The sequence below is a fragment of the Colwellia sp. MB02u-14 genome, from assembly GCF_014076915.1.
GTDB lineage: Bacteria > Pseudomonadota > Gammaproteobacteria > Enterobacterales > Alteromonadaceae > Colwellia_A.
On the sequence record NZ_JACGUX010000049.1, the window covers coordinates 41,823 to 53,978 of the forward strand.

At 37.1% G+C, this 12,156-nt stretch carries 11 protein-coding genes; 7 read left to right on the forward strand and 4 right to left on the reverse strand.

Annotated elements, in window-relative coordinates:
- The first annotated feature begins 231 nt into the window (after positions 1-231).
- The 3 genes from H4J52_RS04180 to H4J52_RS04190 are packed head-to-tail and all read left to right on the forward strand — an operon-like array spanning position 232 to position 5,009.
- Positions 232-2,166 carry a PrkA family serine protein kinase gene (locus H4J52_RS04180; RefSeq protein ID WP_182177878.1) on the forward strand — a complete coding sequence of 645 codons (1,935 nt, stop codon included), beginning with the start codon at positions 232-234 and terminating at the stop codon, positions 2,164-2,166.
- Between the two features lie 45 nt (positions 2,167-2,211).
- On the forward strand, positions 2,212-3,489 hold the full coding sequence (locus H4J52_RS04185) for a YeaH/YhbH family protein (RefSeq protein ID WP_182177876.1): 1,278 nt from the start codon (positions 2,212-2,214) through the stop codon (positions 3,487-3,489).
- A gap of 26 nt (positions 3,490-3,515) precedes the next feature.
- Positions 3,516-5,009, forward strand: coding sequence for a SpoVR family protein (locus H4J52_RS04190; protein WP_182177874.1), 1,494 nt, complete (start codon positions 3,516-3,518; stop codon positions 5,007-5,009).
- A gap of 58 nt (positions 5,010-5,067) precedes the next feature.
- Here H4J52_RS04190 and fadR read toward each other — a convergent pair whose 3' ends face one another.
- Positions 5,068-5,778, reverse strand: a complete 711-nt coding sequence (gene fadR, locus H4J52_RS04195; RefSeq protein WP_182177872.1) for a fatty acid metabolism transcriptional regulator FadR — start codon at positions 5,776-5,778, stop codon at positions 5,068-5,070.
- 231 nt (positions 5,779-6,009) lie between these two features.
- On the opposite strand from fadR, the gene nhaD reads away from it, so the two are divergent.
- The 4 genes from nhaD (at position 6,010) to H4J52_RS20385 (ending at position 8,807) form a co-directional block, all read left to right on the forward strand.
- Complete coding sequence (nhaD, locus tag H4J52_RS04200; RefSeq protein ID WP_182177870.1) at positions 6,010-7,407, forward strand: sodium:proton antiporter NhaD; 1,398 nt, start codon at positions 6,010-6,012, stop codon at positions 7,405-7,407.
- 134 nt (positions 7,408-7,541) lie between these two features.
- Complete coding sequence (dsbB, locus tag H4J52_RS04205; protein ID WP_182177868.1) at positions 7,542-8,060, forward strand: disulfide bond formation protein DsbB; 519 nt, start codon at positions 7,542-7,544, stop codon at positions 8,058-8,060.
- Between the two features lie 333 nt (positions 8,061-8,393).
- Positions 8,394-8,561: a hypothetical protein gene (locus H4J52_RS20380; RefSeq protein WP_404851835.1), complete on the forward strand. Its 168-nt coding sequence runs from the start codon at positions 8,394-8,396 to the stop codon at positions 8,559-8,561.
- A gap of 63 nt (positions 8,562-8,624) precedes the next feature.
- Positions 8,625-8,807, forward strand: a complete 183-nt coding sequence (locus H4J52_RS20385; RefSeq protein ID WP_404851834.1) for a hypothetical protein — start codon at positions 8,625-8,627, stop codon at positions 8,805-8,807.
- A 154-nt stretch (positions 8,808-8,961) separates the two neighbouring features.
- Here the strand turns inward: H4J52_RS20385 and H4J52_RS04215 are convergent, their stop codons facing one another.
- The 3 genes from H4J52_RS04215 to H4J52_RS04225 all read right to left on the reverse strand — a co-directional run bounded on the left by H4J52_RS04215 (position 8,962) and on the right by H4J52_RS04225 (position 12,128).
- Positions 8,962-10,338, reverse strand: coding sequence for a DASS family sodium-coupled anion symporter (locus H4J52_RS04215; protein ID WP_182177866.1), 1,377 nt, complete (start codon positions 10,336-10,338; stop codon positions 8,962-8,964).
- 47 nt (positions 10,339-10,385) lie between these two features.
- Positions 10,386-11,399 (reverse strand): beta-N-acetylhexosaminidase, encoded by a 1,014-nt coding sequence (gene nagZ / locus H4J52_RS04220; RefSeq protein ID WP_182224260.1) that lies wholly within the window; start codon positions 11,397-11,399, stop codon positions 10,386-10,388.
- Between the two features lie 108 nt (positions 11,400-11,507).
- Positions 11,508-12,128 carry a TetR/AcrR family transcriptional regulator gene (locus H4J52_RS04225; protein WP_182177864.1) on the reverse strand — a complete coding sequence of 207 codons (621 nt, stop codon included), beginning with the start codon at positions 12,126-12,128 and terminating at the stop codon, positions 11,508-11,510.
- Positions 12,129-12,156 lie beyond the last annotated feature (28 nt).

The following is a 12,156-nucleotide window of genomic DNA, read 5'->3' on the forward strand; positions in this document are numbered from 1 at the left end:
GACTTTTATATTTTCCTCTTTACTTACAAAAAAATCTCTAATTATTCTCTACCTTAAAAAATAACGTCTAGACTTAATGGTAGACATACTCGTTTCAATGCAAAGTTTAGTGTCTTGTTGGAGCGAATATCGATAGTTTCTTGGTCTTATTTGAATGAGTTAAACAATATCGACTTTGTACTACGGTAAGTTTTTACTCATCTGCAAATTTTTTTCCTTATGGAGGCAGTTATGAGTATTTTTCAGCATTATCAGTCACGTTACGATGAAGCTAAAGAAGAGAACTTTAGTATTCAAGCATTTCTAGCTATTTGTCAAAAAGACAAACTTGCTTACGCCACCGCTTCTGAACGCTTATTGAAGGCCATTGGCGACCCTGAAATGATAGACACCTCAAATGAACCTACCTTAAGTCGTATATTTTCTAATCGGGTAATTGCTCGCTATCCTGCCTTTAAGGAGTTTTATGGCATGGAAGAAGCTATAGAGCAGATTGTTGCCTACCTTAAACATGCTTCGCAAGGATTGGAAGAACAGAAACAAATTCTCTATTTATTAGGCCCTGTGGGTGGAGGGAAATCATCATTAGCTGAAAAATTAAAAGCATTAATGCAGCAAGAGCCTATCTATGTGCTCAGTGCTAATGGCATAAGAAGCCCGGTAAATGACCACCCTTTTTGTTTATTTGACGCAAATGCAGATGGCAAAATATTAAAAAAAGAATATAAAATACCAGAACGTTATTTAAAGACCATTATGTCGCCTTGGGTGGCTAAAAGGCTGCATGAATATCAAGGCGATATTGCAAGATTTGAGGTGGTTAAGTTATATCCTTCAATTCTTGATCAAATAGCCATTGCAAAAACAGAGCCGGGTGACGACAACAATCAAGATATTTCAGCCCTTGTTGGTAAAGTTGATATTCGACAGTTAGAGCACTTTTCACAAAATGATCCTGATGCCTATAGCTATTCAGGCGCATTGTGTCGAGCAAATCAAGGTATGATGGAATTTGTCGAAATGTTTAAAGCCCCCATTAAAGTATTGCATCCGTTGTTAACGGCAACACAAGAAGGTAATTATAATCCAACAGAAGGATTATCAGCCCTACCCTTTAATGGCATTTTGCTTGCGCACTCTAATGAGTCAGAATGGCAAACCTTTAGAAATAACAAGAACAATGAAGCCTTTTTGGACCGCGTTTATATGGTCAAAGTCCCTTACTGTATGCGTGTTTCTGAAGAAGTAAAAATCTATAAAAAACTACTTGAAAACAGTGAATTAAAAAATGCACATTGTGCACCAGATACGTTAGAAACCTTAGCGCAATTTTCTGTTCTATCACGTTTAAAAGATCCTGAGAACTCTAGTATTTATTCTAAAATGCGCGTTTATGACGGCGAAAGCTTAAAAGACACCGACCCAAAAGCTAAGTCGTATCAAGAATACCGTGATTATGCGGGTATGGATGAGGGTATGTCTGGGCTATCAACACGTTTTGCTTTTAAAATATTATCACGCGTTTTTAACTTTGATCATTTAGAAGTTGCCGCAAATCCAGTACATTTATTTTATGTACTTGAGCAACAAATTGAACGAGAGCAATTACCCCAAGAAACAGCCGAGCGGTATTTAGAATTCATTAAAGGTTTCTTGTCAGCTCAATACATAGAGTTTATTGGTAAGGAAATTCAAACGGCTTATTTAGAATCTTATTCTGAATATGGACAAAATATCTTTGATCGTTATGTCACTTATGCTGATTTTTGGATACAAGACCAAGAGTATCGCGATGCTGAAACTGGCCAGCTTTTCGACCGAGAAGCCTTAAATAATGAATTAGAAAAAGTTGAAAAACCTGCTGGCATTAGTAACCCTAAAGATTTTCGTAATGAAATTGTCAATTTTGTACTACGTGCTAAAGCGAATAACAACGGTAAGAACCCCAACTGGACAAGTTACGAAAAACTTCGCACGGTTATTGAGAAAAAAATGTTCTCGAATACTGAAGATTTATTACCCGTTATTTCATTTAACACCAAAACATCGAATGACGACCAGCAAAAGCATGACGATTTTATAGAACGCATGATGACTAAAGGCTATACAAAAAAACAAGTACGGTTACTGTCAGAGTGGTATTTACGCGTAAGAAAATCTTCTTAACTTGTACTTTATTGTTTTAAAAAGCCAATAAAGTAAGGGGAAACAATGGCTAATTTTATTGATAGACGCTTAAATAGCAAAAATAAAAGCACGGTTAATCGCCAGCGCTTTATTAAACGTTATAAAAGCCAAATAAAGAAATCCGTTGAACAAGCGATTAATAAACGCAGTGTTACTGACGTTGAACGTGGTGAGGATATTACCATCACCAAAAAAGATTTATCTGAACCTTTTTTTCATCAAGGAAAAGGGGGTATTAAAGATAGAGTTCACCCAGGTAATGACCAATTTTCAACCGGTGATCAGATAAAACGCCCTCAGCAACAGCAAGGACAAGGCAGCGGTAAAGGTGATGCCAGTAACACTGGTGAGGGGAATGATGATTTTATTTTTTCTATTTCTAGAGATGAATATTTGAACTTACTTTTTGAAGATCTTGAATTGCCAAATTTAGAAAAGAACCAATTGGATACGTTAATTGATTATAAGACTGTTCGCTCGGGTTATTGTGCTGAAGGCGTCCCCTCAAATATAGATATTGTAAAGTCACTGCAGGGATCAATAGCAAGACGTATTGCCATGACATCAACCAAGCGTAAAAAGTTGAAAGTTCTTGAACTCGCCTTAGCGGCATTAATGGCTGATAAACATGATCATGTCCAAAAAATTAAAGACCTAAACAATCAGATCGACATGCTTAAAGATAAAATCAGTAAAGTCCCTTTTATTGACACCTTTGATTTACGTTTTAGAAACTATGCAAAACAAGCCCTACCTACATCAAAGGCAGTGATGTTCTGTTTAATGGATGTTTCTGGCTCTATGGACCAAGCCACTAAAGATATTGCCAAACGTTTTTATCTCTTATTGTATTTATTTCTCACTCGTACCTATAAAACGATTGATGTGATATATATTCGACACCACACGCAAGCAAAAGAGGTTGATGAAGAAGAGTTTTTTTATTCGCAAGAAACTGGCGGCACTATTGCTTCAAGTGCATTAGATTTAATGATTAAAATAATGGATGAGCGTTATAAGGAAAGCGAATGGAATATTTACGCTGCGCAGGCCTCTGATGGTGATAACTGGGCCGATGACTCTCCTCGTTGTCAAAAATTATTAACTGAACATATTTTACCTAAAGCACGCTACTTTAGCTACATTGAAATATCACAACGACCTCATCAAACACTTTGGCAGCAATATCAAGAAATTGCAGCATATACAGAACATTTTGCAATACAGCATATTAAAAGTGTTGAAGATATTTATCCTGTTTTTAGAGAGCTTTTCAAGAAAAAACAGAGTAAAGCAGCCTAAGTTAATAATAGCAAAGGAGGCAAATAATGGACAAACGTAAACCCTTAAGTGACCAATGTGACTGGAACTTTGACTTACTTGATCAATATCAAACTGAAATTGCACGGGTTGCAAAGCATTATCGATTAGCTACTTACACCAACCAAATTGAAGTGATCACTGCAGAACAAATGATGGATGCATACGCTAGTGTCGGTATGCCTATTGGATATAACCATTGGACATTTGGTAAAAAATTTATTCAAACAGAGCAAAACTATAAACGTGGTCAAATGGGGTTAGCCTACGAAATTGTTATCAATTCTGATCCTTGTATTTCATATTTAATGGAAGAGAATTCTATGACCATGCAAGCACTCGTTATGGCACATGCTTGTTACGGACATAATTCTTTTTTTAAAGGTAATTATTTATTTCAAACCTGGACTGATGCGAGCTCAATAATTGACTACTTATTGTTTGCTAAAAACTACATTAGCGAATGTGAACAAAAATTTGGCATCAGTGAGGTTGAATCATGCTTAGATGCTTGTCATGCATTAATGAATCACGGTGTTGACCGCTATAAACGTCCACAAAAAATATCATTAGAGGAAGAGTTGCAACGTCAAAAGGACCGTGAATCATATTTACAATCGCAGGTGAACACATTGTGGCGAACATTACCCAAAAACAAAGATGATGCTAAGGATAAAAAACCGACATTTCCAAACGAGCCGCAAGAAAATATTTTATATTTCATTGAAAAAAATGCACCCTTACTAAAACCATGGCAAAGAGAAATTGTGCGCATTGTTCGTAAGGTCTCGCAATACTTTTATCCGCAAAAACAAACACAAGTCATGAACGAGGGCTGGGCCTGCTTTTGGCATTACACACTGCTAAACCATTTATATGATGAAGGCCTAGTCACCGATAAGTTTATGATGGAATTTTTGCATAACCATACTAATGTTGTCGCTCAACCCAATTACAACAGTCCTCATTATTCTGGTATTAATCCTTATGCGTTAGGCTTTAATATGTTTATAGATATTAGAAGAATATGTGAACACCCAACAGAAGAAGATAAACGATGGTTTCCAGAAATAGCCAATAGTAATTGGTTAGATACTCTACATTTTGCTATGAAAAATTTCAAAGATGAAAGCTTCATTAGTCAGTATTTATCACCAAAACTAATGCGCGATTTCAAGTTATTTTATTTACACGATGATGAAAAAGAAAATTTTATTGACGTGGCGGCTATTCACAATGAAAGTGGCTACAAAAAAGTAAGAAGCGCGTTATCTGAACAGTATAACTTGAGTAATCTAGAGGTTAATATTCAGGTAACAAATGCTGATGTTGATGGTGACCGATCGCTTACATTGAAATATACACCACACAAAAATGTTCCGCTAGGTGATTCAAAAGATGAAGTGATGAAACATTTATATACCTTATGGCAATTTAACGTGCGGTTAGTACAGAACAATGAAGAGGGGGATGATGAAGTTATTGCACAATGTCCAGAATGAGAGCAATAACGATAATAAGAAGGCAAGTTAACCCTTGCCTTTAATCACTATAGATAATTTATTCAGATAGCTCTTTTAATACGTCATCTTTAAGTTCTAGCCAAAGCTTACCTGACTCGATACCATATTTACGTACGGCAAATATAGATTCATCAAATTTATTTTCGCTGGCTAGTTCAATTAATTTTTTATAATAGTCTCGAGAAATTTCACGACCTTTAGGATGCGAAAAATATAAAGTCCCCAAACGAGAGTATAAGCCTCTAAAACCGTTTAAAATCAGTAGATATATAGAATTTCCAGAAGCAACCACTAACTCTTTATTTAATCGGTAATCAAATTCAGCAAAGGCTTCACCGTTATCTTCAACGTTTTCATAGGCTTTGATTAGCTCAATCGCTTTTTCAGGATTGTTTTTAATCGCCCCTCGAATGTAGATGGCACTGATATTTGTCCGAGCTGACATTAAATTATCAACAAGGTCAGGGATCCCTTCTTGGTCAAGTTGAGCCAATGTTTCAAGAATATTTAAACTGGAGGTTTCCCAGAAATTATTCACTTTGGTGGGTTTACCATGTTTAATGGTCAACCAGCCATCACGTGCTAATCGCTGTAATACTTCTCGTAACGTGGTACGTGTAACACCAATAAGTTCAGATAACTCACGTTCAGCCGGTAATATAGAGCCCGGGGGAAAACCACCATTCCAAATTGATTCAACAATATATTGCTCTGCAAACCCTGCTGGGCTATGTGCTTTAATAACCATACTGCTCCACGCAATCACTTAAAATTTTAAGTGATTGTACCAGAACATCTATTTGGCACAAGTGGATTAATTCAGCATAAAAATAATTTAGTGGTGGATAAAAAAAATTATTAAACATTTAAACAGTTGTAAACTAGATACTAATATTGAGCTTTGATATATAATCTTGTTATTTTTTTGATATTATTAAATAAATTAATACTAATAATTTCATCATCTTTTGGGAATAATATGATAAAAATTTTGCTCTCACTGCTAGCAATAGGTATCCCTACAATTGCTTTTGCCTCTGATTCAGCCCATAAGACAATTAACCTGACCAGTCACTGGGTAGGATATGCGTCTATTGCCATTTTTGTACTTGCATACATATTGGTTATTTTAGAGGAGCAACTTCACTTAAGAAAATCTAAGCCCGTATTGCTTGCTGCAGGTATTATTTGGATTTTAATTGCTGCATTTTATGGCTCTCAAGGTATGCCACATGCTGCAGAAGTTGCGATTCGTCATAACTTCCTTGAATATGCTGAGTTATTCTTCTTCTTACTTGTTGCGATGACCTACATCAATGCGATGTTAGAACGTAATGTTTTCGATGCACTTCGTGACTGGTTAGTCGTAAAAGGCTTTAGCTATAAAACATTATTTTGGTTAACCGGTACGCTTGCTTTCTTCATTTCGCCAATTGCTGATAACTTAACAACCGCATTAATTATGTGTGCAGTCGTACTCGCAGTAGGTAAAGATGAACCTAAGTTTATTGCAATAGCATGTATAAACATTGTTGTCGGTGCTAACGCTGGTGGTGCCTTTAGCCCCTTTGGTGATATTACAACCTTGATGGTATGGCAAAAAGGAATGGTCCAATTTAGTGAGTTCTTTTCCTTATTTATTCCTTCTGTTGTTAACTTCATTATTCCTGCATTTATTATGCAATTTGCTATTCCCAAAGGTAATCCTGTTGCACAATCAACAGAACTAACACCAATTAAATATGGCGGCTTAACAATCGTTGCTTTGTTTGTCTTAACTATTATGACCGCGGTTTCATTCCATAACTTTTTACACTTACCTCCCGTATTTGGCATGATGCTAGGTTTGGCTTATCTTAAATTCTTTGGCTACTTCATTCGTAAAGTTGGAAAAAGTGGATTTGATGAATCAGATAGTCCGACAGGCCATCAAATTGAAGATGACTTTGATATTTTTGATAAAATAGCAAAAGCAGAGTGGGATACTTTATTCTTCTTCTATGGCGTAATTTTAGCGGTTGGCGGTTTAGGCTTTATTGGTTACTTAGGCATGGCATCTGAATTTATGTATGGGGAACTCGGCGCAACTAATGCAAATATTCTCGTTGGAATATTATCAGCCATTGTAGATAACATTCCGGTCATGTTTGCTGTACTAACGATGAATCCAGATATGTCTCACGCTCAATGGTTATTAGTCACCTTAACTGCAGGGGTTGGTGGTAGTTTATTATCTATTGGTTCTGCAGCGGGTGTTGCTTTAATGGGACAGGCACGTGGTTACTACACTTTCTTTAGTCACTTAAAATGGACACCTGTTATTGCTTTAGGTTATGCCGCGAGTATTTATGTTCATATTCTAATAAATGGTTCTTAAATATACTCATCATTAACGTGTTATTATCAAAAGCTTCTAGAAACATTTAGAAGCTTTTTTTTTGCCTAATTATTATTAAATTATGTACAATCTTTTATATTTGACCTTTAACTAACAATAAATAGGAATCTGTCGTGAAGTTTTTAAGTGATTTATCGGTAAACACCCGTGCTTGGCAATTACTTGCCCTTACCGCTTTTGGTTTGGAATTATCTGCTCTTTATTTCCAATACGTGATGGGCTTAGCGCCTTGTATTATGTGTATTTATCAACGAACGGCTATATGGGGAATATTCTTTGCTGGGATAATAGGAAGTCTAGGTAATAAAAATAGTGTGTTACGCTTAATCGCATTTTCATTATGGGGTGTTAGTGCAATATGGGGGTTATTAATAGCTCTTGAACATGTCGAGATACAATCAGCCACTATGTCATTTTTATACAGCTGTGAATTTATACCTAACTTCCCTAGTTGGGCACCTCTGCACGAATGGTTACCTTCACTATTTGAAGCAACAGGAGACTGTGGAGATATTAATTGGCACTTTTTCGGTTACACCATGCCACAAATGATGATTGTTGTTTACAGTGGTTTCAGCATCGCTTTAGTTGCTATCTTATTGGCTCGATTTGTTGATCAAAGAAAGTTTTAAAATAATAAGTATGAAGAGCGAAAATAGTCAGCATTTTCGTTCTTCACCATTACATGATTTTCGATGAAGCACTGAAGTATCCTTAGAGAATCAAGTCATGTCTCTCTTACTGACCTTATAGTCTCTACATTACTCGCCGGTTTAGCTATGCCGTTAGGTGCGCTTATTGCCTTTATTGAAAGTTTAAAAGTGATTGGCTTGAACAAGAATTAAGGCATACTGTCATCGTTTTTAGTGGTGGTGCGTTATTATCAACTGTAGCGTTGGTTTTAGTCCCTGAGGGAATAGCAAACTTAACCATGTTACCTGCTTATCGTTGGTGGGTTTAGCTTTATGGCGCTTGATATTTACCTTAAAAAAATTGATACCCCTGCGAGTCAGCTTGCCGCAATGCTTTCCAATTTTATTCCAGAATCAATCGCTTTAGGCGCCGCATTCGCAACAGCAAGCGACAATGCTTTTTTACTTGCTGGTCTGATCGCATTACAAAACTTACCGTAAGGTTTTAATGCCTACCGTGAATTAAGTGTATCGGGAGCTTATAGGCCCAATAAAATTATAATCATGTTTACTTTAATGGCATTGCTCGGCCCTATCGCTGAAGTTTCTGGCTTTTTATGGTTGTCAGAGTCCCCTCAAATTATTGCTGCGGTTATGCTTTTCGCTTCTGGCGGCATTATTTATTCAATATTTCAAGATTTAGCCCCTCAAGTAAAATTAGAAAAGCATCGGGCTCGCCCCATGTGAGCTATATTTGGCTTGACTCTGGGTATGTTGGGTTTGATATTAACAACATCATAAAAATCATGAAAAGTTAGCTAATAATCCGTATTAATTGCCAAGGGTAAGCTTCGAAGCAGTTAACACAGGTAAATTCATAAATAACAGTTAATCGTGATAATTAGAACAAAAATAGAAAGCATACTATTGCGATTAAACAAGACATAATAAAACTCAGTATTGCCCCTTCTTTCACCATATCTTTAATTTCAAGTTCACCAGTGCCAAAGGCTATCGCATTAGGCGCTGTTGCAACGGGCAACATAAACGCACAACTTGCACACATAGCTGCGGGGATCATCAAGACCATAGGGTCATAGCCAGCCGATGATGCTACAACCGCTAATATAGGCATCAGTAGCGTTGCTGTTGCGGTGTTACTAATGATCTCAGTAAGATAAGTGACCACTAAACAGATTGTTAAAATCATCACTATTATGGGTAAATTGGCTAATGAAGAGAACCAATCACCGAGTATTTGGCTTAACCCCGAAGCAACAAACCCCTTCGCTATAGCAATACCACCAGCGAACAATAACAACATACCCCATGGTATTGTTTTAGCTGTATCCCAATCAAGTAAACGAGAGCCTTTTCCGTTGGGTATTAAGAACATTAAAACGACAGCGAACAGTGCAACAGTGCTATCTCCAGCGATAGGAATATTTAACCAGTCACTCCAACCACCGAAAGGCTCTTTGCGTGTGATCCATGCAAGTGCTGTTAAACCAAACACCCAAAGAGTTCTTGTTTCTTCACTTCGCCACTGCCCTTGGTCTGGTAATTTAATTTCTTGCTCAAGTTTTATATTTCTCGTTAACCACCATGCCATAATAGGTAGCGCGATGAGAACAATAGGGACACCTATTTTCATCCATGACAAGAAACCAAACTCCCGACCTGTATGCTCTTCATATATGCCCATAAATATAACATTCGGCGGGGTTCCTATTGGCGTACCAATACCACCAACCGATGCTGCATAGGCAATACCTAAAATAAGCGCCACTTTAAGTTCTCTATTATCAATATGAGCAAGAATAGCTAATGCAATAGGTAACATTATTAAGGTAGTTGCCGTATTCGAGATCCACATACTTAATAAACCAGACGCCAACATAAAACCAAAGACTAATCGACGTCCGCTTGAAACCCCAACTAGCCTGACCATATAAACAGCTAATCTTTGGTGAACACCACTTTTTTCTATCGCTTTTGACAGCATAAATGCCCCCATTAGCAATAAAATAACATGACTTCCTAATGATGAAGCCACTGTTTTATGGTCAACCACACCAAATATCGGGAGTAATGCAAAAGGAACAAGAGATGTCGCTGGAATAGGTATTGCTTCACTGACCCACCAAATAACAGTCAATAAGGTGATAGCGGCGGCAGTTGCCGGTTTTGCAGCTAACCCCAACCATAGCAGCAGAAAGTAAAACCCGAAGGATATTAGAGGCGCTAGTACAATAATACTTTGTTTTGTTAGCTTCATTAAGGGCTCTATTTTTATTATTTTTAAGAGGGGAAGTTAAAGTTATGTTATAAATATTCAGCGAATACTTGACGAGCATTTTGCCAAAGAGTGTTATTACGTAGTTCACTTAATCCTCCGGTTGACGTTTTTAATAAACGTAACAACCGTTGATTGCTCTCTTCATCAATGCTGATATTGGCATTATCGATCACATCAATACAGCCTTTTCGGTTGTTACACAGTAATAACATATCACAACCCGCTTGTTGAGCAGCCTCAGCTCGTTCAACATAGCCACCAACACATGCAGCACCTTTCATGGATAAATCATCACTGAAAATAACACCATTAAAGCCAAGTTCCTTTCGTAAAATATCTTGTAGCCAATAAGGGGAAAAGCCAACCGCTTCAGGAGAGATTTCAGGAAAAATAACATGAGCAGGCATTAGAGCATCCACTTTTTCGCTCTTAATTAACGTCTTAAAAGGCAACATATCTACCGCGAATATCTCTTCACGTGAACGAGGATCAATAGGTAAAGCAAGGTGAGAATCTGCTTCGACACTGCCATGACCTGGGAAATGTTTACCCGTAGCCTTCATGCCAACAAGATGTAAGCCGTCAACAAAAGCACTCGCTAGTTTACAGACAATTTCAGGGTCTTTATGGAAAGAACGATCACCGATCACCGCACTAATATCATCAATATCAAGAATAGGGGCAAAACTAATATCGATACCCACCGCTTGAACTTCTAATGCCATTAATATCGCACTTTGTTTAGCCAGCGCTTGAGCTTTAATAACATTTTTATCAGCAAAGTTCCAAATTTTCCCCATCGCTGGAATAAGTGAAAAACCCTCACGAAAACGCTGAACTCGACCACCTTCATGATCGACAGCAATAATAAGGTTTTTATTGGCGGCCACGCGAATACTGTCCGTAAGTTGAGCGAGTTGCTCAGGAGATTCATAATTACGAGTAAATAAAATTAACCCGCCAACAAGAGGATGTTGCAGAAGCTCTTTGTCTTCTGCCGTTAAAGATGTGCCAAGCACATCTAACATAATAGGACCCATAAACACGCTTTTAAAATAATAAGTTATTAAAGGTGCTACTCTACCTAAATCAGGCTTAATTACAAAGCTTGATGTTGAACTATCCTATTAAAAAGAAGAAATAGATCTTTAAAGTAATGGTGCAGAAACACCTGCTGCAACATAGGGGATCACTTTTTTGATAACGCCAGCAATATCCATCGTTTTATCAAAGTCACTTTTTGCAATATCAATTAAAGCATCGCTAGATGACATCGTAAATACCACCGTTCCCATGGTGAAGTGTAAGCGCCAAAACATTTCTTCAGCCGTTAATTCTGGATAAGCTTTTTGAACAGCCTTTACAAAATTGTTAATCACACCTGGGTACTGAGTCGTTAAAAACCAGCGGAGAAAACCTTGGCTATCGCTATAACCTCGTCCAAGTAGTTGCAGAAAATTGCTCGTACCATTTTCTTTAAAATCGTTTAATGATAATAAAGGTTCGATAAAGGCTGAAAACACTTCGAGTAAATTCAAATTGTCACGTTCACATACTTCAACAAGAGCAGACTCTAAACGTGGTGAAAGTTCATTCATATAACGGGACATTACCGATTTTATTAGCTCTTTTTTTGAACCAAAATGATAATTAACTGCCGCTAAATTAACTTCAGCTTGACTGGTTATTTCTCTTAATGAAGTGCCATTAAAACCTTGTGTTGCAAATAAGCTTTCAGCTGCGTCTAGAATTTTATTTTTTGTACTCATCTTCTAACAATACCTTTTAACCACATCT